Consider the following 25,251-nt stretch of genomic DNA (forward strand, 5'->3'; position numbering starts at 1 on the left):
CCTTTTTATCTTGAAATTTATTCTTTAGTCAAGAAAGTGCATTTATGCATGGGGTTTTGATTATAAATTAGTAATTTCTCCATCATTTTTTCAGCCCTTGATTTAGGCAGGTAATTTTTCATAATTATCAGCAGTTGTTGCTTCTAATCCCAAAATGTGATAATTATTTGACTCAGAGGTTCCATACATTGTCAGAACCATAGCTTGGATTAAGGCTTTAGCTTTAAGCAGCGTTTCCTGAAACTCCATCTCTGGCTCAGAAAGCGCTATAATTCCGCCACCGATACCAATGGAAGTTTGATTGGGAGTCAAAACAGCAGTCCGAATCACAATATTCAAATCGGCTGAACCATTCAAGCCCAAAAAGCCGATCGCACCTGAATAGACTCCCCGCGCTTCTTGTTCCAGGCGATCGATAATTTGCATGGTGCGAATTTTGGGCGCACCAGTCATCGATCCTCCGGGAAATGCAGCCCGCACGCAATCCACCGCTTGTAAGTCTGAACGTAACCGCCCGCGTACTGTTGTCACCAATTGATGTACTGTTGGGTATGTTTCCACATCCATTAATTTTGGTACGTGGATGCTACCAACTTCACAGACTCGTCCCAAATCATTGCGTAACAGATCGACAATCATGAGATTTTCAGCCCGGTCTTTTTCGCTGTTGCGTAGCTTCTCACGGAGGACGAAATCGGCTTCGGGGGTTTCTCCTCGGTGTATCGTTCCCTTGATGGGCTTAGTTTCTACCCATCTTTGGCGATCGATGCGTAGAAACCGTTCTGGAGATGAAGAGGCGATCGCAATCTCACCAAAGCGCAAAAATGCAGAGTAAGGAGCCGGATTGATTTTACGTAATGTGCGATAGAACGTCAATGGATCGGGGGTTGCATCGGTGTGAAGCTGATTTGTCAGGCAAACTTGATAGGTTTCCCCTTCGTGAATTTCGTTCAAGCATTGCTGAATATCTTGGATATAATTTTGATAATTGCGACTCAAACGGAACTTAACTGGCTGACAATTTTCTTGGGGTACAAGGGAAAAAAGAGGATCTAGAGTTTCGAGTTGTTGTTGGATATTATCAAACCAAGTTTCTACCTGTTCTGTTTGTCCTTTTTTGATTAATTGCAGCAAATAAAGACACTGTTCTTGATGATCGATCGCAATCATGCGATCGGCAAGTAAGAAAAGTGCATCAGGTAATGGTGAAGAATGTACCAATGACGAGCCACACTCTGCCTTGAGTTCATAGCCAAAATAGCCAACAAATCCACAGTTAAAATCAAAAGGTAACTCATTAGATTGACAAAATCGCCAGTCTATTTCTCGCTTCAAATACTCAAAAATACTTTCGCTGCGATGAGTCACAGTATCTGACTGTGTGACGATCAGTTCTTGGGTTTGGGTATGATACCGCACCAATAAACTATTTACCCCGCTGCCATCACCCATAAACGAGAAGCGAGATAGACCAAGTTCCACACGGCTGCTATCTAGCCAAAAAGCGTTCGGTGCATCCCCAAACAGTTGTACAAATATTTGTTCTGTATTTGGGCAGATATCTAACTTGCGCGTATACAATTCAAACTTCTCTTCCTGTTCTTCGCAGGGTTGATCATTAACAGGAGTAACAGATCCATATCCAATCCAATATTGCTTTTGTGGACTTCTTGACGATTTCTCTGTAAATTGCAGCGTCATATCTCGAAAGTTTGCTAGTAATCTTTGCCCATATTCTGTACAAATAGACTCTGGATGAAACTGCACACCCCAAAAAGGTAGATGGCGATGACGCAATCCCATCACCAATCCTTCTTCAGTCCAAGCAATTTTTTCTAGGCACTCAGGTAGTTCATTAGCAACTAACAAGGAGTGATAGCGCACCACAGAAAAATTACTAGGAATACCTTGAAATAATTCCGAATCATTATGATAAATTTTACTGAGTCTACCGTGTCGAACTTCCGGTGCATGAATCACTCTTGCACCATGTAGGTAGCCAAGTCCTTGATGCCCCAGACAAACTCCCAGCAAGGGTACATCCACGTTCTCAATTATTTGTCGGCAGACTCCAAAATCTTCTGACCTTTCTGGACGACCGGGACCAGGTGAAATCACAATGTTGTCAAATGCAATTTCTTTCAATTCATCCCAGTTAAGCTGATCATTATAAATTACTAGAGGCAGTTCCCCATTTACCTCGGCAATCATCTGGTAAAGATTAAAGGTATAAGAGTCATAGTTATCAATAATTAATGTTTGCATACATACTTAATTAACTACTATATAGAACGTTTTTGCACTTAGAATAGCACCTAGATAAGTTATCCGCTACTTTAAATTTTTTCGTTCTATCTTTGTTAATAATTTATGTTGTCATATACTTTGCAGTTCTTGATTTTGGTTAATCTTGTCCTTACTGCCTGTAAAGTATCCTAGCATAAGGTATTTCCAACAAATAAATTATCTAATCTTCTAGGGTGGGCAGTATTCGACTCAGCGCTCACGTCGAAGTCCTGCTCACTCTGAATATGAGATGGGTAAGACACCCATAGAAAATTTGGGATATTTTTTTATTTGGAAGTCCCTAAGTCTTGAAATAATATGTCTAAGTACAGCTTTGCCTAAGTTCGTAGCGAATGGACTCAAACAAACTTTGCGCTCCTCTGCGCTATACTCTGCGTCCCTCTGCATTTAAACTTAAACCCTCAATTGGTCACGAAATTACGAAACTGTGTACTAAGAGAATTTACCTGGATGAAGAATCGTAAATTCTTATAGATGGCTTGTTTACGAAAGGTCTAATTTATACGATAATTTCACTCGATTTTGTGCCATTTCTAGACTTGACCTTCTTGTTTTTAACCCTGATTTGTGGTAGATCCTTTTTATCTTTGTTGAAGTAACAGATTTCTACTAGAGTTGGCCATATTTCTAGAGAACCGTGAAATTGGCTAATGACATCATCGATAATTCTGGAAACGTTTTGCTGAAAAAAGTCTGGTTCAAATCCATAAAATACTCTCGATAAATTCTCAGCAAATAATTGAAGTGACTGCTTACGTTCTTCGTTCTGGGTAGATATTGAGGCTTTGACTACCTGTCTGTGGATAGCAGAGATTTTTTCTAGGATTTCCTCAGAGTCTTGCAACGTGACCTCGCCAGAGTAATCAAACTTGATTCCCAAATCATCAAGATGATAAACACTGCTTTTAATCTTCCTTTTCAGCAAGCTACATATTTCTTCATTAAAGAGTTCACTAGCCAGAGGATTACGCATATAGTTATTTCTAATATGGTTTTGGACAGCATCAACGTGTGCAGCTGCAATCCCCTCTTGCTGTATCCAAATCCTGTAGATATAATCCTCAAACCTGAGTCGAGTTGGAAAAAAGGGTGGTAAACCTAGCTGATTATCATATCCAGCGACTCCACAATCCATTCTCCAGTTTTTGTTAGTAATAACAGGTCTAAAATTGGTAAGAATATAAAAATCATTTAGGTCATTTGGACTAATTTGGTTCTCATCATTGAGATACATGTGAATAAAATCAAGTGTATCGATATCATTAGTTCCTGTGCGAAAAGTCTGGGCAATTTTGACGATCGCATTATTTAATACTCTCCCTGGTTGTAATAAGAGGCTGTTCTCTCGAAAGTAACCCTTAGTTGTGTTCGTTTCTAAATCCATTGCTGTATCAATAACCAATTCTCCAGCCTCGAAATTTTCTGGTACATGGCTAGCTTTTTGACCGAGAACATCACCAAAAGCTGTGAGTAAGTCAAAAGATTTATGGACGTAGCCGCCTTGTTGGTTGGACTTGATTAATTTTCCTCGACATATTTCATCACCTGACAAAGATTCTGGGCTAGTTTCAATTAATGCATCTGGTCGCATATCGTCATCTGCACTAACCATTAAATGACCAAGGGTATACATTAGCGTGAAGTTGCGATTTCCTCCATAACTAGGTCGGAATAAGTTTTTGACGAGTGATTCTAGCTTGCGATCGCGCAGTCTTTCGTTTAAAAATGTAATAAACTGCTCTTTCTGTTGGGGCCCAACATAAAAAACGTCATTGACTGTCTTAGTTTGCTCTAAAAGTGGGTAATATTTCTCATGGTTGGCAATGCTGGAATCGTCAAAAACGATAATTTTTAAAGCATGACCATTTGCCCAGAAATTCTCATCATATTTTTCGATGGTCTGTGCTACATCTCTCAGTCGATGAGTCGGAATAACAAATATCGTCTCTTTTTGTTTCATAAAATTTGTTCAGGTTTTTCAAACTTCAAACTTTGTTTAAACGTTCTCAGCGTCACAATCACTGCATCACTCTTGTTACAGCTATATCAGAATTATTCAACTAAGTTAAACCGATAGATCGCTACCAATTCCTAGTTTATTTTTACTATCCTCCAACTGTTTACAGAGTGCTTCTATTTGGTCAAAAGCTTTTTCTGGAGATAGTTTTCCACCAGTTTTTAAACTAGTGATATAGCTAATTTTTTGAGAAACTTCTTGGAGGTTGGCATTAAATACTAGGTTATTTGGCTGAAATTGACCGTGGTAGCGATCGCTATAAGCATATCGAGAAACTCACCTATTTAGGGCTGTAGTCAGAGCAATTGAGTGCTTGTTTCGTTAGAGCAGTGGTAGGATGTACTGCACACTTTAGAAAATAGTTATTGTTAAAAAATCGGCATTTTTTACAGGTATGTTGCTCTAAATGTTTGATGCTTACTATTTCGTCTTTATCTTGTGCCGTATTTTCTGGGGGATCTTCTAGTGCCTTGCAGACAAATGAAACGAGAAAAACGACAATTGCCCAAACTAACATGAAGGAAATGTGAGCCAAAAATACTGCTGCAAAGGGAATGTCTCCGTCCTGTGGTTTTATGTCACTATGTGTTGCCTTAGCCAGGTTAGCTTCAATCAGGGTGGACTGATGAACACTTTTTTGGGCGGATACATAAAGTCGGAAAAGCTCCGAAGTATGCATATTAGAAACCTTTAGTTAGTCGAACTCTGATTCAGTAAAGTTAAGTCAGCAGGAGGTAGGAGGAATCACCATAAATAAATTTAGGCGGCTGATCAAGAAAGTGGCAGAGGGCAAAAATATATTTTCTTCTTCCTGCCGCAAGCTCGTACTACCCTCTGCCTTTATTCGGTAAATATTCATCTATCTAATAATATGTGGAATTGAAAGTACTTGATAGCTCTGACTAAGGGACTGACAAATAAAAAAACATCCCAAATTCTCTTGTGGGATGGGTGTCCGCACTACGTGCCGCGACGCGAACACCCGTCCTATATTCAGGGCGGGCTTTCCTGCCCACCCCACAAAATGGATAATTTATTTCTTGTCAGTCTCTAATCTGAATTAACAGATTGGCTGTCTGTTGGTCGAGCTTCCAATAAGCAACTGTTGAGGGAATAGTAAACAGAATGGATTTTTTTTAGAGTAACTTTGAGAGCGGGAATCATCATTGGATGGGTTGCTATTGCTAAAATGTAATCTCCGGCGTAAATAGTAGGATTATCTGTTGTTGAAATGACTTGAGTTTCTCTTAGAATTCCTAGAAAAACGCATTGATTCGGTAACTGAATATCAGTTAAATGAATGCCGCAGTAAACGCTATTATCTTCGATGGAAACAGCAAACAAGCTTGGTTCTAAAGCTTTTTTGTTTTTCAACACAAAATATTTTTTAACTCTAATAGTATTGTGCAATACTTTACGCAAAAATAATATACTTTTTTGAGATATATTTTGAAGATATATAAAATGTATTAAGCCAAGTAAATATGTGTTTATTGATTAGCTAAATAAGTATATATTTAGAGATATAGATTTGATATAGTCCTACTTAAAATAAGATTCTCGACTTATTTAATAAGTCGAGAATCTCAGATTTTCGATTTTAAGTACTCATTAAGGATTGCTATAAATAACTATTCCGAATCAGAGGTGTAGCAATAATCAGGAACACTCCCCTTTTCGCTATTTCCCAAGCCTTTATCCTTTAATCTGATCCAGAGCTAAATTCAACTTCAACACATTAACCCCAGGTTCACCAAAGATGCCGAGAAAGCGACCATCGGTGTTTTGAGAAATTAAAGTTTCGAGTTGGTTCGGTTGAACTCCCCGCGCCTTGGCTACTCGTGCAAGTTGCGCGATCGCAGCTTCCGGGGTAATATGCGGGTCAAGGCTGGAACCAGAGGTATAGACTAAATCGCCAGTCGGCTGCACACCTGCTTTTTTCAGACGATTGAAGTCACCCTCTACCTTTTTGCTGGGGTCTGGGTCATCTTTACCTTTAATGCGTTCCAGCAATGCGGGATTACTGGGAGCCAAGTTACTAGCGCCAGAAACCCCGGTTTTCAAAACTCCTGCATCGTCCTTTTTAGGATCGGCTGTGCTGTAACTGGTGGTACTGGGACGGCTGTTAAAATAGCGATCGCTACTAAAAGGTTGACCAATCAAAGCAGAACCGACAACTTGACCTGTGCTATTTTTCAGGAGACTACCGTTTGCTTGAAAGGGAAACACAATCTGCCCAATGACAATCATTGCAAAAGGATAAATAATCGCTCCAATAACCCAGAGTACCAAGGTAGACCGAACAGCTCTACCAGCTTCGCGTGCAAAACTCATTAGAATTTCTCCGGTACAAACATGACAAAAAATAGATAGATGGAAAGCCCTAGTGTCACCATTCCTAACAGCCCCAATCCCCAAGATTGACTGCGGGAAAGTTGTTCACCAGTAGCAGCATAGACTATAGGTGCAACCACTAGGTTGAAACACATCGCCAAGAACAAATACAGTGGCAGCTTTTGTCTGCGCCATTGACACCAGATTTCAGTTATTTCTTCTAATACTTGGGATGCAGCGATAGTGCGTCGAATCTGATCGGGTTTCATAGTAAATTAAGAGAAAGGTAGGATAATATCTATCAGTTTGATGGCAATGAAGGGAGCAACGATACCGCCAAGACCAAAGATCAAGATGTTACGACGTAGCAATTGATCTGCTGTTAAAGGTAAGAACTTCACGCCTTTGAGTGCTAGCGGAATTAGTGCCGGAATAATCAAGGCGTTGTAAATCAGCGCCGAGACGATCGCAGATTGGGCACTCTTTAATCCCATAATATTAAGTGCGCCGATTCCAGCCGCAGCAAAAATCGTGGGAATGATCGCAAAATACTTGGCAATATCGTTAGCGATGGAGAATGTTGTCAAGGCTCCACGAGTAATTAGCAACTGTTTACCTATGGTTACTAAGTCAATTAGCTTCGTGGGGTCTGAATCTAAGTCCACCATGTTAGCAGCTTCTTTGGCAGCTTGCGTCCCAGAATTCATTGCCACACCCACGTTTGCTTGAGCCAAAGCAGGAGCATCGTTCGTACCATCTCCGGTCATTGCCACCAGTTTACCCTGAGATTGTTCCGAGCGAATCACCTCAATTTTGTCTTCTGGAGTCGCTTCAGCAATGAAATCATCCACTCCGGCTTCTTGGGCAATTACCGAAGCGGTAATTCGGTTGTCACCTGTGAGCATGACGGTGCGAACACCCATGCGGCGGAGTTGGTCAAATCGTTCCCGCAGACCGGGTTTGACTATATCTTTGAGGTAGATGACACCATAAATCTTGTCATCTTGGCAAACAGCTAAGGGTGTACCGCCTAACCGCGAAACTCGCTCATAAGCTTCGTCTATATCATCAGGAACATTGCCGCCACGGGAACGGACAAATCCCTTAATGGCATCCACTGCACCTTTGCGAATTTGTTTGCCATCGGGTAAATTTGTACCGCTCATCCGGGTTTTAGCAGAAAATTCTACACCTTCGGCTTTGTCAATGTTAAAGTCTACCCCAGCCTGGGACTTTTCTGCTAAAATCACAATCGATTTACCTTCTGGCGTTTCGTCAAACAAGCTAGCAGCTAAGGAGACTCGCGCCACGTCTATTATTGAGTGATTATCCAGGGGAATAAACTCATCAGCCATCCGATTCCCCAAGGTGATCGTGCCTGTCTTATCCAGCACCAGGGTGTTGATGTCACCGCAAGCTTCTACCGCTCGACCAGAGGTCGCAATGACATTAAACTGGGCAACTCTATCCATCCCGGCAATCCCGATCGCACTGAGCAAACCACCAATAGTTGTGGGAATCAAAGCTACCAGTAGCGAGATGAGAATAGCAACGCTAGCACCCGCCCGCAAACTGTTTCCTGCCTCAACTCCAAAGGACGTGCTGATAAAGGTGGCGATGTAGCCAACAAATGGGGGCATTGTCGCTACCACAATCAAGAATACTTGTGTTAACACTGCCAACAATACCGTCAAAGCAATTTCGTTGGGAGTCTTGCTACGTTCTGCCCCTTCTACTAAGGCAATCATCCGATCGATAAAGCCTTGACCAGGATCAGCACTAATGCGAATTGTCAACTCGTCGGAGAGCAAGCGTGTACCGCCTGTCACCGAACTGGCAATATCTGTACCTGGTTGCTTCAATACCGGGGCAGATTCCCCAGTGATTGCCGACTCATCCACTGAGCCAATGCCTTTAATCACATCCCCATCGGCGGGAATCATATTATTTGCAACCACCTTGACCAAATCGCCCCGTCGCAGTTCTGTAGAATTGACTTGTTGTATAGAACCATCGGGGAGAATTTTGTTAGCGATCGTATCCGATCGCGTCGATCGCAGTGAATCAGCTTGAGCTTTACCGCGCCCTTCAGCTACAGCTTCGGCAAAGTTGGCAAAAACGAGGGTGAAAAAGAGAATAAAGGTAATCAACCCGTTTAACAGGCGTTGTTCATTAACATCTGCCTGGATTGTACCAAACAGATTTGGGTTGAGGGTAACAAGCAAGGTGACAATTGTCCCCACCCAAACAACAAACATAACTGGGTTTCTGACAGTAATTCGCGGATCGAGCTTGATAAATGACTCACGAATTGCTCTTTGGTAAAGTCCCTGCATATCGGCTTTGGGGGTGTGCCTACGCGAGTCACGAGTTCCAGATGGAATACGGGGCGAGGGAGAATCAGTAGTAATTGGCATACATTAAATTTTGAGCATGAGTCTTTGAGGTGGATGAACCGAGTTCCGATGTCGATGAATTGAGTTCCGAGGTGGATGAACCGAGTTCCGAGGTGGATGAACCGAGTTCCGAGGTCGATGAACCGAGTTCCGAGGTCGATGAACCGAGTTCCGAGGTCGATGAATTGAGTTCCGAGGTCGATGAACCGAGTTCCGAGGTCGATGAATCGAGTTCCGAGGTCGATGAATCGAGTTCTGAGGTCGATGAACCGAGTTCCGAGGTCGATGAACCGAGTTCCGAGGTGGATGAATCCAGTTCTAACTCTCCTCTGCCCCTCTTCTCCCCTACTTTCCTCATCCCTCACTCCCCAATCCCTAGCCGATACCTTTAGCGATAAAGAAAGCTTCACCAATGGGCCCCAATGCCAGTACTGGGAAGAATGTAAGTGCGCCCAGGATTAAAATCACACCTGCGGTAACGCCTATAAATAATCCGGTATCGGTTCGTAATGTACCAGTTGTGTAGGGAACAGCTTGCTTACGAGACATACTATCTGCTAAAAACAGCAAACCGATGATGGGAACATAGCGTCCAGCAATTAAACTGAAGCAGGTACTCAAGTTCCACCACAAAGCGGTTAAAGTTGGTGCTGTACCTGTAGCGATTGCCAAAGGTGAAGGTTGTGAATCTCCCAAGCCTTCAAACCCCGAACCGTTGTTAGCAGCAGCTGAGGCATATTCGTAGATGACTTGAGCAAATCCGTGGAAGCCGGGGTTACTAATTCCTGATAGTTGATCGGGAAACGCCAAGGCAATACCTGCGGGAATCATAATTGCGATCGGGTGAACTAGCAGAATCAAAAAACTAGCAAGTACAACCTCGCGCTTCTCAATCTTGCGTCCGAGAAATTCTGGTGTGCGTCCCACCATCAGCCCGGTGGCGAACACAGCCAGAATTAGGTAAGCAAATAGATAAGCGGTTCCTGTACCCTGTCCACCCCAAATAATTTGCAGGAACATATTGGAAAGGGTAATAAAACCACCGTTGGGCATAAAGGAGTCGTGCAAACTGTTGACTGCGCCGCACATGGTGCCGGTTGTACTTGTTGCAAATAGTGCAGATTGTGCCCAACCAAACCGGACTTCTTTGCCTTCTAAATTCGGTTGCTGACTACCCAGCAGTGCATTCACAGCCGGATTGCCGTTGTATTCGCCAATGGCAGTAACGATGATAAATATTACATAAAGTACGCTGACCATACCGTAGACTAACCAGGCTTGCTTAGTGTTATTCGCAAACAACCCATAAGTGTAGATTAGGGATGTAGGAATCGAAAGCATGGCGACAATCTGAATCAAGTTAGAAAATCCGTTGGGATTTTCAAAGGGGTGTGCGGAGTTGATGGCGAAAAAGCCGCCGCCGTTTTCCCCTAATTGCTTGATAATTTCAAAATGGGCTACTGGGCCACGAGCGATCGCTTGACTGATATTCGGATCTTCCAAGGTGGGGAATACAATTGCACCCGCCAGTGTTTCGGGAACGCCAGATGCCATCAGAGCGATCGCGCCGACAATACAAATAGGCAGCAAAATTCGCGTAATCGAGCGAATTAAATCTACATAAAAGTTGCCTAACGATCTACCAGTCAATCCGCGAATAAAGGCAATCCCCACCGCTAAACCAGTGGCAGCAGAGGTAAACATGTGATAACCAAGTCCCCACATTTGGCTGCCATAGCTCATGTAGGTTTCGCCAGAATAGTGCTGCTGGTTGGTATTAGTAATAAAAGAAATAGTAGTATGCAGTACTGTATCCCAGGTTGGAGCATCTATTTTGGTTGGGTTTAATGGCAGCCATCCTTGATTCATAATGATCAAGAAAATCAGCAACCCCATTGCTACGTTGCTGTATATAATTGCCCGCCCATACTGCCAGCCGGTCATATTTTCTTTGGCTTTAACGCCAACCAATGAATAAAGCACTCGCTCAATCGGATTCAAAATCGGGTCGAGAAAAGTACTTTGCTCTAGGTAGACACGCGCCATATAGCGCCCAAAAATGGGAGTAATTGCTACGACAATTAGTAGCGTTAATACAATTTGAATCCATCCTTCTAGCATGAGTTAATCAAACTCCAACATGAGTAGATTTAAGATTAATATCAGATATTTTCTTTCTATGAATCGTAAAAACTTATGAATTATATCGGCATCATTATTGACTAACTAACCTATAACTATGGACTTTCTGAATCAATCATCGAGCTTTTTGTGAAAGAACACAAGGTATAAATTGATATTTAAACTCGGCTATCTCAGAAATATATTTATATATATATAGAATTTTGCCGAGCGTTTATCTCGCTATATATCTGCAAATATAGAAGGACAGCTAAATACTAAACAAATAGCTATTTAGCGCTAAAACTAACTGAGTATTTGAAGATTACAGCAATTTTCAAGTTTATATAGGACTAGTATTTGATTTTTGAAATCCACGTAGTGAACCCTCTAGGCTAAAATAGTGCATTAGACGTAGGTTGGGTGGAGCGGAGCGCAACCCAACATATATCAGGATATTGGGTTACGCAAAGCCTCCACCCAACAAAGCAATTTTTTTGCAACATTAAAGCCATGACAGTTCACTACAAGACTACCGAGATTTTTTCAGAAATCAAATATGATTCTTAGAGGATGTTTTAAAAGTATTTGGCTGTGATTTTAGGCACTTTGATCCCCCCTAACCCCCCTTAAAAAGGGGGGAACCGGAATCAAAGTCCCCCAATTTATCGGGGGATATAAAACGTTTTGCTACTAAGAAAAGGACTTTTCAAACATCCTCTAAGATGAATTATGAATTATGAGTTATAAATTTCAGGGTTGACACAATTAGCGAAGCGATCGCTAATCAAATGATAAGTATCATCACTCGATGGTGTATGGAGCGTCACGAAGTCAGACTCTTGCAGTAAGTGTTCTAACGTCGCAAACTCCACACCTAAAAATTGTTCTAATTCTGGGCTGCATCGTTGCCTACTCGTATACAAAATCTGCATTTCAAACCCTTTGGCACGACGAGCGATCGCTTGACCAATCCGCCCAAAACCAACAATCCCCAAGGTAGCACCCCTGACTCGATGAGTTGGCGATCGATTTGGTCAGTCAGCAGACATAATAAACCATCTATTTGCTTAACTTTTTCTAGTAAAATTTCGTAGGGAGGGGGTTGGCGTTCTGGCCAAACTTCCACAGTAGCGAGCGATCGCAGTTGCTCTAATTCGATGGGTAGGCGACGAGTGACGAAGACTTTAGCTTGAAGGATAATTCTTGAACCTTTTATCTCTTCAAAGAGATATATTACTGGTTCATTTTGTCTTTGCTTAGTCTACCCTGAATATAGATGTTTATCCGTGGTGCTGTAGTACAAATTTATGACTAACTCAACTCCAATGGATGACGAGAAAAATCTCCCCAAGAAGAAGGGCAAGTCGCTTCCTCCCAAGCTGATTATCTGGTTGGGAAAATTTGTCTGGACGAGTATGTGGCAAATAATGATGTCAAACCTGGCCCCTCGCAATCAGTCGGGAGCGTATATTCGTCCTAATAGCCAGTTTCGCAAGTTTATCGGCACAGAGTCAGGGAATCCATACCCACCAGCAACGGGACGCTACAAACTCTATGTTGGGCTGGGCTGTCCTTGGGCACATCGAACTTTGGTTGTGCGATCGCTCAAAAAACTCGAAGCGGTAATATCAGTGTGTATCGTCTCTCCTTCTCCCATTGAAGGCGGTTGGATATTTAACCAAGAAGAAGCAGGTTGTCGCACACTGGCTGAATTTTATCAGAAGGCAGAACCCGGCTACAGTGGACGCTCGACAGTGCCAGTACTATGGGATAATCAAACAAAAACTATCGTCAATAATGAGAGTTCAGAGATTATCGTTATGCTGAACTCTGAGTTTAACGAGTTCGCCAACAATCCGACGCTAAATCTTTACCCAGAAGAACTTAAAGAGAAAATTGACTGGTGGAATGAGAAGATTTACCACGCGGTAAATAACGGCGTGTATCGCTGCGGCTTTGCCCAAAGCCAGGAAGCATACAATCAAGCCTGTAATGAACTGTTCGCAACTCTCGATGAAATTGATCTTGCATTGCAGACTAATCGCTATCTCTGCAAAGAACATCTGACACTCGCAGATGTGCGTTTATTTACAACATTATTTCGGTTTGATAGTGCCTACTATGGGCTGTTTAAATGCAATAGGCAGCGAATTCGAGACTATCAGAATCTCGGAGCTTATCTACGTGAACTGTATCAGCTTCCAGGTGTGGCTGACACTTGCGACGTAGAAGCTGTGAAGCGGGACTACTACGGGAACCTATTCCCACTCAATCCCGGCGGAATTATTCCCAATGGCCCTGATATGTCTTATCTTAATCAACCACACGATCGCGATCGCATCGGCAAGGTGAATGCTTCATGAACCAGATTAATCGAGTTGCAATTGTTGGTGGAACTCATGGCAATGAGTTTACAGGAGCCTACCTAATCCAGAAATTTGCCCAGTTTCCCGATTTAATTACTAGACCAAGTTTTGAAACAGTCACGCTGTTAGCAAATCCTAATGCTTTTGCCGCAGGGAGACGATATGTAGAGAAGGATTTAAATCGCTGTTTTCTCAAGCAAGATTTACAAGATCCGACTTTGAAAAGTTACGAAGAATTGCAAGCTAAATTAATCCAATATACCCTAGCATCAAATGGGGATAAACAAGCAGATTTCATCTTAGACTTACACAGCAGTACAGCTAATATGGGTCTGACAATTATTTTGGTAAACAGTCATCCCTTAAACTTGAAATTGGCTGCTTATCTGAGCCAGATTAATCCTTTGGTGAGAATTTATCGCTGCTCTTTTCAATCTATTGAAGAAAACCCATTTGTAAATTCTCTGTGCGAATTAGGCTTTGCGATCGAGGTTGGCCCCATTGCCCAAGGTGTTTTAAAAGCAACGCTGTTCCAACAAACAGAGGAACTTGTTCAGGCGCTTCTGGACTACCTAGAACAGTTTAACCAGGGTAAAATCTCGTCAAATAACGAAACGTTGATTCTCTATGACCACTTATCAGTTGTAGACTACCCGAAAAAATCGGATGGTACAATCTTTGGGATGATTCATCCAGAGCTTCAGGATAAGGATTATCAAGCCTTGAACCCAGGAGATCCAATTTTTATAAGCTTTGACGGTAAAACAATTATTTATGAGGGTGCATCTACCGTTTGGCCGATTTTTATTAATGAGGCAGCTTATTACGAAAAGGGAATTGCAATGTGTTTGACCCAAAGGCAGCAAATCAATATCTAGGATGTGGAGGAAATTTTTGGGATAATTGCTTTTGATTGGAAGTAATGATAGAAATTGAGCATCCAAATGATTAATAACTTCTATATCTAGCGCGATGTCTGCGACGGGCTACGCCTACGCTAAAACCTATTTATGTAAAACCGTGTTCTATTTGGGGTAAATAAGACACGGTTTTATCAGAGTATTTAGTTATAATATTACAAAAATCAAAGTAGAATTTGATTTATACCAAAGTAATCCATTTACTGAGATTTGTTTCCTAGTTCATTAACTTTCTCTGTTGTGGGAAATATTTGGCGATCGTAACTTGTCCTTTCTTGAGTTAAGGCGATCGCACCAAAGAAAATGGCACTTCCTACAGCCAAGGCTACCATAGGACGCTTGAGTAAGACAAAATCTCTGAGAATCCTCGCTAAAGGTCGGCTTTGCCGACGTAGCGCTGAAGAAATCATCATTTGTCTCCAAGTAAACGGATCGCGGACATAATGACCACTTTGGCAAACTACTAGCCTTTCCTGGCAATAGGGACAGCAAAACAAGCCCATGCGCGTTTTAACTGGTTTGGGCGTAGCATTTCTTTGGCAAATTGGGCAAGTAACATAATGATTATCAAAAGTGTGTATATTCATTTACCTCGTCCGCCTAGTCCATTTACTCGCTCTATAACAATAGCTATATTGAATTGGGATCAATAATGTATGGTCTGACATCAGGCATCAACCATACATACATTCTATTACTACCAAGGATGGCTCAATGGTCGCAACACGAGTATAGCTAGATTTAGGCAAGGATGACTCCTAGTTAATGTTTACGGGTGCGTCCACCCAGTCGAAAAAACTCTGTTGTCTTTAGAAAAAACAGCGTTGGCGCTCACTCGCACCCCACTAGCCGCAGCTACGCCCAACTTTAGGCATCGCTGATCCTTAAATAATAATTGTCTCTCATTTAACCATTCTCCCCACAAAAATTTTGCACAATGACATTTTTGGCTAAAGCTTTGTAAGTTAAGCAAATAAAGTCTACTTGTCCGGTTGCTAAATAATGGCTCACAATGATAAGTAACAGATAAAAATTTAAATTTTTTCTTACATTTACCCCGCCTCTCAATGACTCTCTTGCCTCCCACTCAACTGAGGAAGGTAATCGAACAACCTGCCTTTCCTACACCTTCCGCTCGTTTAGCTCACCTAATTAATCGTTTTCAACCATCCCCAGAGACTGTTGTGCTGTTTTTAGCCATGCTCATTGGCGGTGGTACTGGTATGGGTGTAGTCACCTTTCACTATTTAATCCAGCTGATTCACCAGTTGATGCTGGAAAATTTAATGGGTCAAATTGGCGTTTGGGGTGCTTGGACTTTAGCCTGCGTTCCCACCCTTGGCGGATTAATTGTTGGCTTGATGCGTTGGCGCACTCAAGACTTTGGCCCGGGACTTTCATCTCTCATCGCCGCCTCTCAGGGAACAGAGATTAGGCGACCACTACGACCAGTTACAAAAATGCTGGCTGCATCTGTTTCTTTGGGAAGCGGTGCTTCTTTGGGGCCAGAGGGGCCGAGTGTCGAAATTGGCGCAAATTTTGGGATGTTGTTCTCTGTGATCCTCAATGTATCTCAAGAACGACAACGTTTGCTGTTGGGTGCTGGTGCGGCGGCGGGACTTGCGGCGGGATTTAATGCTCCCATCGCTGGAGTATTTTTTGCCCTAGAAGTGGTGATGGGAGCTACATCTTTCGCGACTTCTGCTGTAAGTGTAGTACTGCTAGCGGCCGTGGTAGCAGCATTAGTTGCCCAAATTGGTTTGGGCACACAACCTGCTTTTGATTTACCTGTTTACCAAGTTCGCAGTCCCTTGGAATTACCCCTTTATCTTGGCTTGGGTTTAGGGGCCAGCTTAGTTGCTCTGGCTTATACTCAATCAATTCGGGCAGCAAAGGCCTGCTTTGCTGGTAAGGTTCCAGGTTTTGCCTTTTTGGGACGAATTCCTGAGCCGATTCACCCAATTATTGGCGGTGTAATCATTGGCGCAGTTGCTTTGCACTTCCCACAAATTCTAGGTGTCGGTTATGAAACTGTAGAAGCAATGCTTCAGGATGTGGAGTTTCCACTCTACTTGTTGGTGGTGCTGTTGGTGGTGAAGTTATTAATGACAGCAATTAGTGCAGGTAGTGGTTTCATCGGCGGTTTGTTTGCACCAGCAATGTTTTTAGGTGCTTCTTTTGGTTCAGCTTACGCCAAGATTCTGGCTGTGGCATTCCCGGCAATTTGCGATCAGATGGCGGCTCCCCCAGCTTACGCAATGGTGGGAATGGCAGCAGTACTGGCGGCTAGTGTCAGAGCGCCGTTAACAGCTATTTTAATGCTGTTTGAATTAACCCGCGACTATCGGATTGTTTTACCATTGATGGCAGCTGTGGGTTTGAGTGTTTGGCTAGTGGAAAGGATTAAACCAACTTTTAACTCTAACTCTAACCTACAACAAATTGGTCTTTCGGAATTAAAAGATGAACAAGCGGAAATTGTGCAGCAAATTTTGGTAGAAGATGCCATGTACCCCTGTCCCAAAAAGTTACCTGCAACTCTGGGAGTGTTAGATGCAGCTGTGGAAATGACCCGCGATCGCGTCCGTAGTGCTTTAGTAATTGATCAAGCAGAGCAATTAGTTGGTATACTCTCTCTGGAAGATATTAACCGTGCCCTTGATCTTTGGCAAACATACCCAAATTCCCTAACTGAAATTCCAGATAATTTATTGAGTCAAACCCTCATAGACATTTGTACTACTGAAATCCTCTACGCCTGGCAAGATGAACTATTATCTGAAGCTTTAGACCGGATGAGTCTTCGAGGTTTGCATCAATTACCAGTAGTAGCACGAGACAAACCCGATCGCATTTTGGGTTTACTAGAAAAAGAGCAAATTGCATTAACTTGTAATTTAGCAGTTACGCGCAAGGCACTTCGCCACTATTTACCAGTTTTACCCACCAAAGATATAGTCATTAGTCATTAGTCATCGGTTTTTACAAATGACAATTGACTAATGACTATTTATAGTCATTGGTTTTCACAATTGGACTTTGGACAAATGACAATTGACTAATGACCGTTTATTAAGCCGTGGCTTCTATGGCTTCATCATTTTCCCGATCTTCTGGATCTACCTGTCTCAGACGAATATGCTTTTTGCCTAAAGTGATCAGAAACTCATCTCCTGGTTTAAGATTCATCTGTTTTGTATAAGCTGAACCTATAAGTAAGTTACCATTCGATTGCACACTAATTCTATAGCTTGCACTACGTCCACCACGCCCATTAGCACTGGGTGTACTGTCCAACTGAATGCCTTCGGCATCAATTAGGGCATTTAAGAACTTCATCATATTGACGCGCTCTATACCGTTTTTGGTAATGGTATAGTAGCCGCACTTCTTGGCTTTGTCTTCTTTGCTCTCGCTCTCTAGTTCTTTGACTTTTTTGAGCAGTTCTTCACCGAGTAAGGGTTCAATTTTTTTCTGTTTAGGCATCAACTTAGGTCGAAAATGAATGTTTGAAGTGTTTGAATCGATTTTATTTTAGCTGAGGTTGAGCTAATAGGAACATAATCCTTTAGTTTTTATCTCAACCTAGCCAAGTATATTACACTCAGATGCACAATTGTTATGCCATTACCAATATTGCCAAGACAATCTATTTTAGATAAAGCTGGCAATGCTGATAACTATATATATATAGTTAGTGAATCACTGCTAGACTATATTTGTTTAAGTTTTCTAAACTAACGCTCAAAAAGTCGTTTACTTGCTGAGGATGATAACTGAGTTACAGAATGATAAGTAAAACTGATCCTTAGTCATTGGTTATTTACAAAGGACAAATAGAGAAGTCTCAGGGTCGCAAGCCGACTAGGAGAATTTCTTTTCAGGGAGACGCAGCACTAACGAAGACAAAGGACAAACAAAAAAGCAGGCCAAAATGAAATTAACTACCAGAGGACACTATAGTGTAAAGGCGTTGCTAGATTTGAGTTTACAGCCAAGATATGGGCCTGTATCTGTGAGAGCGATCGCTAAACGCCAAGATATCCCAGCTCCTTACCTCGAAAAACTACTAATAGAAATGCGTCGTGCGTCAATAGTTAAATCAGTTCGTGGTAGCATCGGCGGATACCAATTGGCAAGAGAGCCTGTACAAATATCTATAGGACAAATTTTAGAAGCTGTTGGCGAGACTAGTCATTTACCTCATCACACCCCAGCACCTACACAAGCCGAAGATTGGGTAACATTTAGCCTCTGGCAGAGACTAAACCAAAAGCTCAAAGAAGCTTTGTACAGTATTACTCTGGCAGACCTTTATTACGATGCTCGTAGCTGGCAAGCTTCCCTTGGAGAAGAAGCTAGTTTTGTGGTTTAGTCAAGAGTCAATAGTCCAAATATTGACCGTTGACTTTTAACCCAAGACTTGCGAATTATGACTAATAATATCTATATCTTAATAATTGCAGCATTTTTAGATTACTTAATTGGCGATCCTTGGGATTGGCCTCATCCAGTGCAAGTTATGGGGTGGATAATTTCTCGCCTGACGAAAATTTTTCTCCAATTGTGTCAAAATTCTCTAACACAACGCCTAGCTGGAATTGTACTAGGCATTATCTTAATAATTGGGAGCGGCCTTGTTGGCTTTTTGATAATTAAAATTGCCAGATGGGTTCATCCACTCTTGGGAATTGCAATAAATAGCATTCTTTTGGCTAGTTGTTTTGCTGGCAGAAGTTTGCGAGCAGCAGCGGAGGCTGTTTTACAACCTTTAACAGCAGGAAATTTGGGGGAGGCTCGGAAGATTTTAAGTAATTACGTTGGTCGAGATACCCAAAACCTCTCACAAGCAGAAATTTCACGAGCCGTTTTAGAAACAGTTGCAGAAAATGCCACCGATGGAGTGATGGCTCCGCTTTTTTATGCAATTGTTGGTGTCTTTATACCAGTTGTGGGGCCAACTCCCTTAGCTTTAGCGTATAAAGCCAGCAGTACCCTTGATTCAATGGTGGGCTATCGGGAAGCACCCTATACTTATTTGGGATGGTTCTGTGCGCGGTTGGAAGATTGTTTGACTTGGCTACCTTGTCGGTTAACAGTCGTGACTCTGGCGTTGTTATCGGGTAAACCGATGCATGTTTGGCAACTTTGTCGTCGGGATGCAATTAACGATCCTAGCCCCAATTCTGGCTGGAGTGAGTGCGCCTATGCTGCTTTTTTGGGTGTGCAGATGGGGGGTACAAATTGGTATCGCGGGGTAGCTAAGTACAAACCACTGCTAGGAGATGCTATTTATCCGATTACTGCAACTTCTATTCAGAATGGTTTGCAGCTGACTCGATATTGTTTTTTGCTATGGTTGGGGATAGCGATCGCTATATTCTTAATACTTCCAAATAGGTAATGATAAATATAGGGCATTGGGCATGGGTTATTCTCCTTGTCCCCCAGTCCCCAGTCTCCAGTACCTAATCCTTTAGGGGTATCAGTCTATAGCTATGTCTGCCAAAGTAGTTGAAATTCTCTCATCCGAAGAAATCCGTCGTACCTTGACTCGCCTTGCCTCTCAAATTGTCGAAAGGACGCGTGATTTGTCTCAACTTGTGCTTCTTGGTATTTATACCAGGGGTGCGTTATTAGCTGAGTTGTTAGCGCGTCAAATTGAGGCGCTGGAAGGTGTAGACGTGTCAGTCGGTGCTTTGGATATTACATTTTATCGAGATGACCTCGACAAAATTGGATTGCGGACTCCAACGAAAAGCGAAATTCCTTTTGACCTGACGGGGAAAACGGTTGTACTTGTGGATGATGTGATTTTCAAAGGACGGACAATTCGCGCTGCTTTGAACGCAGTCAACGATTATGGTAGACCAGAAGTGATTCGTTTAGCTGTGTTAGTAGACAGAGGTCATCGAGAATTACCAATTCATCCAGATTTTATTGGCAAGAAGTTGCCTACAGCTAAAGAAGAAATTGTCAAAGTTTACTTACAAAATTCCGATGGACGAGATGCAGTGGAGTTAATTGCAGATTAGGCTATGGAATTAGGAGTTAGAAGAATTGATATTACTACTACTTGTGGAGTAGGCATCTTGTCCGCCTTTGGCTACGGGCGGGCGAGACGCCCACAAGAAGTAGTTGAGTATTTTTTTCTTTGTTAAAAATTTTGTTAACAAACTTAAAGTAGCGTCCCGACCAAGAACCCAAACAGCCTGACATTTGCCTTCAGTATGCAGCCCGTCTGCTAAAATGCATAGTTAGGCTAATATATTTCCGAAATAGGCAAACTTACTTCTTAGGGGCAAGAATAACTGTGAGAAGTCTGTAAAACTCTGGTTTGTGTAGAATTTGGTGGTGAGGTTATTTACTTGATTCTCAATTGCAGCAATCCAGGTTTCATTTATGAGTCAGTCTTTTTCTCAAAACCAAGCAAGACAAAATCGTCAACAAAGACTCTGGCAACAAAAATGGAATTTAAAGACTAAGGCGATAGTTTGGGCACTAAGTATCAGTATCCTTCCTGTAGTTGCAATTGGAACAGCTACTTACTACTATGGCATTAATTTAATTACCAAACAAATTCCGCAATTCAGACAAGAGAGTGTACAAAGTTCAATAGAAACTGAACTTGCTTTACAAAGACAACTGTCACTTTTGTTAACTGGTATGGGGGTTACAGCAATTTTAGCAGGTGCGATCGCTGTTTTTGTGACGAATCGAGTTATAAGTCGAGTCAGCAAGGCAGCCGCAATCTCTAATAATATTAAAAAGAGGCTACGTCCAGACAGTGAGTTTACTCAAGTTTTTATCGCTAGCCAAGATGAATTAGTGATGTTAGAGAGAAACATCACTTTATTTACAGACCTACTTTCGGTTTTGGTACAAGAGAAAGAAGCCGAAGCTGATTACTCCCAACTATTAATAAAAATTACCCGTTGGATTCGAGAATCATTCAATCAAGAAGATGTTCTCAAAACTACCTCAGAAGAAATTCGTAAAGCTTTAAGCATTGATCGCGTAACTATCTTTTGCTTCAACTCCAACTGTAATGGAACCTTTATCGCCGAATCAGTAGCACCTGGTTTACCGAAAATATTAGGGGTTACAGTCTCTGACCCTGGATTTGAGGCAGCGTATATAGAAAAATACCAGAATGCTTGTATCCGTGCTATTGATAATATCTATCAAGCCGATCTTAGTGATGCTGATATTGAGTTGCTGGAGCAATTTGCTGTCAAATCTAATTTAGTAGCACCTATTTTCAAAGGCAAACAGCTATTCGGTTTATTGATTGCACATCAGTGTTCTAGACTTCGCTTTTGGCAGCAGTCTGAGATTGATTTGTTCGCTCAGATAGCCATGCAAGTAGGATTTGCCCTTGACTACGCCAAACTTTTACAACAGGTAGATACCAAAGCAGATAAAGCTGAGGTATTTATAGAAATTACCCGCAGCATTCGCCAATCACTCAACGAAGAGAATGTCCTCAAAAGCACTGTGGACGAGGTTCGCAAAGTATTGAGTACTGACCGAGTGCTGGTTTATAGCTTTAACGCTAATTGGTCTGGAATTATAATTGCCGAATCAGTGGTTCCAGGTTATCCCAAAGTTTTGCGGTCTGAAATTCAAGACATCTGTTTCAGTCAGGGTTATCTAGAAAAGTATCAGTCTGGTCGCGTTGTAGCCACAAACAACATTTACCAAGCAGGTTTGGCTGATTGTCACATTCACCTGCTCGAATCTTTTGCTGTGAAAGCAAATTTGGTCGCCCCCATTCTCAAAGATGAACAGCTATTTGGCTTATTAATTGCACATCAATGCTCTAGACCCCGTGATTGGCAACAATCTGAGATTGATTTATTTGCCCAGATAGCGATGCAAGTGGGATTTGCTCTCGACCATGCCAGGTTGCTGCAACGAATCGAGGCTGAAGGTGTGCAAAGTCGGTTGCTGGCGGATACTATCGGCAGCATTCGCCAATCGCTCAACGAAGAGGATGTCCTCAAAATCACTGTCGAAGAGGTTCGGAAAGTACTAAGTACTGACCGAGTGATGGTTTATAGCTTTGATGCTAATTGGTCTGGAACAGTGATTGCTGAATCAGTTGTTCTCACCTATCCAAAAGTTTTGCGAGCTGAAATCCAAGACCCATGTTTTGGTCAAGGCTATGTAGAAGAGTATCAGCGTGGTCGCGTTCTCGCCATAAACAACATTTATGAAGCAGGTTTGGCTGACTGCCATATTAGCTTACTCGAATCTTTTGCTGTCAAAGCAAATTTAGTAGCCCCCATTCTTAAAGATAAACAGCTATTTGGCTTATTAATTGCACATCAATGCTCTAGACCCCGTGATTGGCAACAAGCTGAGATTGATTTATTTGCCCAGATAGCGATGCAAGTGGGATTTGCTCTCGACCATGCCAGACTCCTGCAACGAATCGAAGCTGAAAGGATGCGAAGTCAGTTACTAGTAGATATTATCCGCAGCATTCGCCAATCGCTCAACGAAGAGGATATCATCAAAACTACTGTGGAAGAGGTTCGTAAAGGACTGAGTACTGACCGAGTGCTGGTTTATAGCTTTTACGCTAATTGGTTCGGAATTATAATTGCCGAATCAGTGGTTCCAGCTTATCCCAAAGTTTTGCGATCTAAAATTCACGACCCCTGTTTCACTCAAGGCTATGTAGAAAAGTACCAGTCTGGTCGCGTTGTCGCCATCAACAACATTTATGAGTCTAGTTTGGCTGATTGTCACATTAACCTGCTCGAATCTTTTGGTGTGAAAGCAAATTTAGTCGCACCCATTATCAAAGATGAGCAGCTATTTGGCTTGTTAATTGCACATCAATGCTCTGAACCCCGTGATTGGCAACAAGCTGAGATTGATTTATTTGCCCAGATAGCGATGCAAGTAGGATTTACTCTCGATCATGCTAGGCTCTTACAAGCGAATCAAGTTGCTGAAGCTAACTCTAATTAATAGTAAATCAAAAGTTAGGGTGTGTTACGGCTTTAGCCTAACGCACTGCTACATAACATGGTACGTTTGATGTCAACTTAAACCAAAACCATTTTAAAACCTCGTTTCTAGCCTCTGGCTGGAAATGCACTTCAATTGCGGCTCTGCCGCAAGTTAAGAGGCGGCAGCCCCCCCATTAGGCATTCCCAGTCGGAGACTGGGAACGAGAGAACAATAAACTATGTATTTTTACGTTACGCTTAGTGTAACTTTTGACGAAGAAGCTGCCAGAGCGATCGCTAATGGTAAAATTCGATGTTCCTGAATTTGAATTCTGGCGTGGAGTGTTTCTGCTGTATCATCCGGCAGTACTGGTACTGCGGCTTGCATCAATATTGGGCCACTATCCATTTCTAAACAAGCTATATGCACTGTACAACCAGTGATTTTTACCCCACACGCCAAGGCTTGTTCTACAGCATGGATTCCCTTAAAACTAGGTAACAAACTAGGATGGATATTAATAATTCTCTCAGGAAAGGCATCAATGAAAACTGATGTTAACAATCGCATCCAACCAGCCAAAATCACCCATTCTACATCGTAGTGCCGCAATGTCTGCACAATTTTCTCATCAAACTCTTCTCGGCTTTGATAGTTGCGGTGATTTAATAAAATAGTTTCTACACCTCTATTAGCTGCTCTGACGGCTGCTTTCGCCGAGGGGTTATTGTAAATTAAAACTTGAATTTGGGCATTTAGCCGCCCATCTTGGATAGCTTGGGCAACTACATCAAAATTGCTGCCATTCCCAGAAGCCATAATTCCCAGTTTTAAAGGGGCGAATTGTTGGCAATCATCGCTAATGTTGGGGGAAATTAAGCTCAGGGTAGAATCAAGGCGGAGAGTCATAACAGCTAAGAGGGTTAATTATAGATGCCAAAAATATATCCTAAGTCGTGGTTGGATAATGATACAGTAGCCGCGTGGATTTTTCTCACACCAGCATTAATTTTGCTGGGTGTTTTTATCATTTGGCCTATCGCCTATTTGTTCTACCTCAGTTTCACCGCTGGTAGTTTCACCTTAAAAGGTACTTATTGGATAGGCTTAAAAAACTATTGGCGCTTGCTACTCGACCCCGACTTTTGGCAAGTTCTGGGTAACACCTTTTATTTTAGTGTTGCCACCATCATTCCCAGTTTAGTTATCTCCTTGGGATTGGCAGTGCTATTAAACCGCTCCATTCCCTTGCGGGGCTTCCTGCGAAGTGCTTATTTTCTACCTTCAATTATCTCACTTGTGGCAGCCGGTTTGGGATTTCGCTGGCTGTTTCAAACATCAGGGCCAGTTAACGGACTTTTAGATTTTTTTGGCATTCCAAACATACCCTGGCTTGGAGACACATTTTGGGCAATGCCGATAATTATTTTAATGAGTATTTGGAAACAACTGGGTTTCAATATGGTAGTTTTTTTAGCAGGGTTGCAAGCAATTCCTCCCAGTCGTTATGAAGCAGCAGATTTAGATGGAGCAAATGCTTGGCAACAATTTTGGTATATTACTCTGCCTGGATTGCGCCCGACTGTGATATTTGCAATCATCACTACCGCGATTTTTACATTGCGGAGTTTTGAGCAAGTTTATGTGATGACTGGCGGTGGGCCACTGAATTCGACTAATTTGCTGGTTTACTATATTTACCAAGAGGCTTTTGGTCAATTTGATTTTGGTTATGCAGCAGCAGCAGCGACGGTGTTACTAGCTGTGACGCTGGTACTAGTTTATTTGCAACTGCAAACTTGGGGAGAGGAGTAGGGGAGGTA

Annotated in this window: 20 protein-coding genes and 1 pseudogene; 8 read left to right on the forward strand and 13 right to left on the reverse strand. The window is 42.2% G+C overall.

Annotated elements, in window-relative coordinates:
• Positions 1 to 102 precede the first annotated feature (102 nt).
• The 10 genes and pseudogenes from pabB to V7K62_RS17645 all read right to left on the reverse strand — a co-directional run bounded on the left by pabB (position 103) and on the right by V7K62_RS17645 (position 12,173).
• On the reverse strand, positions 103 to 2,265 hold the full coding sequence (gene pabB, locus V7K62_RS17600; protein ID WP_334866154.1) for an aminodeoxychorismate synthase component I: 2,163 nt from the start codon (positions 2,263 to 2,265) through the stop codon (positions 103 to 105).
• 541 nt (positions 2,266 to 2,806) lie between these two features.
• Positions 2,807 to 4,267 (reverse strand): hypothetical protein, encoded by a 1,461-nt coding sequence (locus V7K62_RS17605; protein WP_334866156.1) that lies wholly within the window; start codon positions 4,265 to 4,267, stop codon positions 2,807 to 2,809.
• A 105-nt stretch (positions 4,268 to 4,372) separates the two neighbouring features.
• Positions 4,373 to 4,576: pseudogene (locus V7K62_RS17610) on the reverse strand (DUF7219 family protein); the annotation flags it as partial.
• 28 nt (positions 4,577 to 4,604) lie between these two features.
• A complete protein-coding gene (locus tag V7K62_RS17615; protein ID WP_334866158.1) occupies positions 4,605 to 5,003 on the reverse strand; it encodes a hypothetical protein in 399 nt (132 codons plus the stop codon).
• A gap of 371 nt (positions 5,004 to 5,374) precedes the next feature.
• Positions 5,375 to 5,701, reverse strand: a complete 327-nt coding sequence (locus V7K62_RS17620) for a TrkA C-terminal domain-containing protein (protein WP_334866160.1) — start codon at positions 5,699 to 5,701, stop codon at positions 5,375 to 5,377.
• A gap of 318 nt (positions 5,702 to 6,019) precedes the next feature.
• On the reverse strand, positions 6,020 to 6,658 hold the full coding sequence (kdpC, locus tag V7K62_RS17625; RefSeq protein ID WP_334866162.1) for a K(+)-transporting ATPase subunit C: 639 nt from the start codon (positions 6,656 to 6,658) through the stop codon (positions 6,020 to 6,022).
• Positions 6,658 to 6,927, reverse strand: a complete 270-nt coding sequence (locus V7K62_RS17630; protein WP_334866164.1) for a potassium-transporting ATPase subunit F — start codon at positions 6,925 to 6,927, stop codon at positions 6,658 to 6,660. Before V7K62_RS17630 ends, kdpC begins: the two co-directional genes overlap by 1 nt.
• Before the next feature lie 6 nt (positions 6,928 to 6,933).
• The gene (kdpB, locus tag V7K62_RS17635; protein ID WP_334866166.1) at positions 6,934 to 9,075 is read right to left on the reverse strand and encodes a potassium-transporting ATPase subunit KdpB; all 2,142 of its coding nucleotides are present in this window, start codon (positions 9,073 to 9,075) and stop codon (positions 6,934 to 6,936) included.
• A 354-nt stretch (positions 9,076 to 9,429) separates the two neighbouring features.
• The gene (gene kdpA, locus V7K62_RS17640; protein WP_334866168.1) at positions 9,430 to 11,175 is read right to left on the reverse strand and encodes a potassium-transporting ATPase subunit KdpA; all 1,746 of its coding nucleotides are present in this window, start codon (positions 11,173 to 11,175) and stop codon (positions 9,430 to 9,432) included.
• A 737-nt stretch (positions 11,176 to 11,912) separates the two neighbouring features.
• Positions 11,913 to 12,173: an NAD(P)-dependent oxidoreductase gene (locus tag V7K62_RS17645; protein WP_334866170.1), complete on the reverse strand. Its 261-nt coding sequence runs from the start codon at positions 12,171 to 12,173 to the stop codon at positions 11,913 to 11,915.
• A 312-nt stretch (positions 12,174 to 12,485) separates the two neighbouring features.
• Here V7K62_RS17645 and V7K62_RS17650 point away from each other — a divergent pair, with 312 nt between their 5' ends.
• Together V7K62_RS17650 and V7K62_RS17655 are read left to right on the forward strand one after the other, a co-directional pair.
• On the forward strand, positions 12,486 to 13,541 hold the full coding sequence (locus tag V7K62_RS17650; protein ID WP_334866172.1) for a glutathione S-transferase family protein: 1,056 nt from the start codon (positions 12,486 to 12,488) through the stop codon (positions 13,539 to 13,541).
• Entirely contained in the window at positions 13,538 to 14,422 is an 885-nt protein-coding gene (locus tag V7K62_RS17655; RefSeq protein ID WP_334866174.1) for an aspartoacylase, read from the forward strand. The genes V7K62_RS17650 and V7K62_RS17655 overlap by 4 nt, the downstream gene beginning before the upstream one ends.
• Before the next feature lie 242 nt (positions 14,423 to 14,664).
• On the opposite strand, the gene V7K62_RS17660 is transcribed toward V7K62_RS17655, so the two are convergent.
• The gene (locus tag V7K62_RS17660; RefSeq protein ID WP_334866176.1) at positions 14,665 to 15,051 is read right to left on the reverse strand and encodes a hypothetical protein; all 387 of its coding nucleotides are present in this window, start codon (positions 15,049 to 15,051) and stop codon (positions 14,665 to 14,667) included.
• Positions 15,052 to 15,531: 480 nt separating this feature from the next.
• Between V7K62_RS17660 and V7K62_RS17665 the strand changes: the two genes are divergently transcribed.
• Entirely contained in the window at positions 15,532 to 17,436 is a 1,905-nt protein-coding gene (locus tag V7K62_RS17665) for a chloride channel protein (RefSeq protein WP_334866178.1), read from the forward strand.
• Positions 17,437 to 17,536: 100 nt separating this feature from the next.
• On the opposite strand, the gene V7K62_RS17670 is transcribed toward V7K62_RS17665, so the two are convergent.
• Positions 17,537 to 17,950 (reverse strand): AbrB family transcriptional regulator, encoded by a 414-nt coding sequence (locus tag V7K62_RS17670; protein WP_334866180.1) that lies wholly within the window; start codon positions 17,948 to 17,950, stop codon positions 17,537 to 17,539.
• A gap of 448 nt (positions 17,951 to 18,398) precedes the next feature.
• On the opposite strand from V7K62_RS17670, the gene V7K62_RS17675 reads away from it, so the two are divergent.
• The 4 genes from V7K62_RS17675 to V7K62_RS17690 all read left to right on the forward strand — a co-directional run bounded on the left by V7K62_RS17675 (position 18,399) and on the right by V7K62_RS17690 (position 23,446).
• Positions 18,399 to 18,839 carry an Rrf2 family transcriptional regulator gene (locus V7K62_RS17675; protein ID WP_334866182.1) on the forward strand — a complete coding sequence of 147 codons (441 nt, stop codon included), beginning with the start codon at positions 18,399 to 18,401 and terminating at the stop codon, positions 18,837 to 18,839.
• 57 nt (positions 18,840 to 18,896) lie between these two features.
• Positions 18,897 to 19,868 carry an adenosylcobinamide-phosphate synthase CbiB gene (gene cbiB, locus V7K62_RS17680; RefSeq protein WP_334866184.1) on the forward strand — a complete coding sequence of 324 codons (972 nt, stop codon included), beginning with the start codon at positions 18,897 to 18,899 and terminating at the stop codon, positions 19,866 to 19,868.
• A gap of 94 nt (positions 19,869 to 19,962) precedes the next feature.
• Positions 19,963 to 20,499, forward strand: coding sequence for a bifunctional pyr operon transcriptional regulator/uracil phosphoribosyltransferase PyrR (gene pyrR, locus V7K62_RS17685; protein ID WP_334866186.1), 537 nt, complete (start codon positions 19,963 to 19,965; stop codon positions 20,497 to 20,499).
• A gap of 367 nt (positions 20,500 to 20,866) precedes the next feature.
• Positions 20,867 to 23,446, forward strand: a complete 2,580-nt coding sequence (locus V7K62_RS17690) for a GAF domain-containing protein (RefSeq protein ID WP_334866188.1) — start codon at positions 20,867 to 20,869, stop codon at positions 23,444 to 23,446.
• Between the two features lie 228 nt (positions 23,447 to 23,674).
• Here the strand turns inward: V7K62_RS17690 and purN are convergent, their stop codons facing one another.
• The gene (gene purN, locus V7K62_RS17695; protein WP_334866190.1) at positions 23,675 to 24,337 is read right to left on the reverse strand and encodes a phosphoribosylglycinamide formyltransferase; all 663 of its coding nucleotides are present in this window, start codon (positions 24,335 to 24,337) and stop codon (positions 23,675 to 23,677) included.
• A gap of 24 nt (positions 24,338 to 24,361) precedes the next feature.
• On the opposite strand from purN, the gene V7K62_RS17700 reads away from it, so the two are divergent.
• The gene (locus tag V7K62_RS17700) at positions 24,362 to 25,243 is read left to right on the forward strand and encodes a carbohydrate ABC transporter permease (RefSeq protein ID WP_334866192.1); all 882 of its coding nucleotides are present in this window, start codon (positions 24,362 to 24,364) and stop codon (positions 25,241 to 25,243) included.
• Positions 25,244 to 25,251 lie beyond the last annotated feature (8 nt).

This window comes from Nostoc sp. (genome assembly GCF_036917935.1).
GTDB lineage: Bacteria > Cyanobacteriota > Cyanobacteriia > Cyanobacteriales > Nostocaceae > Nostoc.

What these genes read in the sequence shown, in the direction of transcription:
- V7K62_RS17690 (WP_334866188.1), top strand. Translation starts at nt 20,867, where the DNA reads ATGAGTCAGTCTTTTTCTCAAAACCAAGCAAGACAAAATCGTCAACAA.
- kdpC (WP_334866162.1), bottom strand. Translation starts at nt 6,658, where the DNA reads ATGAGTTTTGCACGCGAAGCTGGTAGAGCTGTTCGGTCTACCTTGGTA.
- V7K62_RS17655 (WP_334866174.1), top strand. Translation starts at nt 13,538, where the DNA reads ATGAACCAGATTAATCGAGTTGCAATTGTTGGTGGAACTCATGGCAAT.
- V7K62_RS17660 (WP_334866176.1), bottom strand. Translation starts at nt 15,051, where the DNA reads ATGAATATACACACTTTTGATAATCATTATGTTACTTGCCCAATTTGC.
- pabB (WP_334866154.1), bottom strand. Translation starts at nt 2,265, where the DNA reads ATGCAAACATTAATTATTGATAACTATGACTCTTATACCTTTAATCTT.
- V7K62_RS17665 (WP_334866178.1), top strand. Translation starts at nt 15,532, where the DNA reads ATGACTCTCTTGCCTCCCACTCAACTGAGGAAGGTAATCGAACAACCT.
- V7K62_RS17615 (WP_334866158.1), bottom strand. Translation starts at nt 5,003, where the DNA reads ATGCATACTTCGGAGCTTTTCCGACTTTATGTATCCGCCCAAAAAAGT.
- pyrR (WP_334866186.1), top strand. Translation starts at nt 19,963, where the DNA reads ATGTCTGCCAAAGTAGTTGAAATTCTCTCATCCGAAGAAATCCGTCGT.
- V7K62_RS17700 (WP_334866192.1), top strand. Translation starts at nt 24,362, where the DNA reads ATGCCAAAAATATATCCTAAGTCGTGGTTGGATAATGATACAGTAGCC.
- cbiB (WP_334866184.1), top strand. Translation starts at nt 18,897, where the DNA reads ATGACTAATAATATCTATATCTTAATAATTGCAGCATTTTTAGATTAC.
- purN (WP_334866190.1), bottom strand. Translation starts at nt 24,337, where the DNA reads ATGACTCTCCGCCTTGATTCTACCCTGAGCTTAATTTCCCCCAACATT.
- V7K62_RS17675 (WP_334866182.1), top strand. Translation starts at nt 18,399, where the DNA reads ATGAAATTAACTACCAGAGGACACTATAGTGTAAAGGCGTTGCTAGAT.
- kdpB (WP_334866166.1), bottom strand. Translation starts at nt 9,075, where the DNA reads ATGCCAATTACTACTGATTCTCCCTCGCCCCGTATTCCATCTGGAACT.
- V7K62_RS17630 (WP_334866164.1), bottom strand. Translation starts at nt 6,927, where the DNA reads ATGAAACCCGATCAGATTCGACGCACTATCGCTGCATCCCAAGTATTA.
- V7K62_RS17670 (WP_334866180.1), bottom strand. Translation starts at nt 17,950, where the DNA reads ATGCCTAAACAGAAAAAAATTGAACCCTTACTCGGTGAAGAACTGCTC.
- V7K62_RS17650 (WP_334866172.1), top strand. Translation starts at nt 12,486, where the DNA reads ATGACTAACTCAACTCCAATGGATGACGAGAAAAATCTCCCCAAGAAG.
- kdpA (WP_334866168.1), bottom strand. Translation starts at nt 11,175, where the DNA reads ATGCTAGAAGGATGGATTCAAATTGTATTAACGCTACTAATTGTCGTA.
- V7K62_RS17605 (WP_334866156.1), bottom strand. Translation starts at nt 4,267, where the DNA reads ATGAAACAAAAAGAGACGATATTTGTTATTCCGACTCATCGACTGAGA.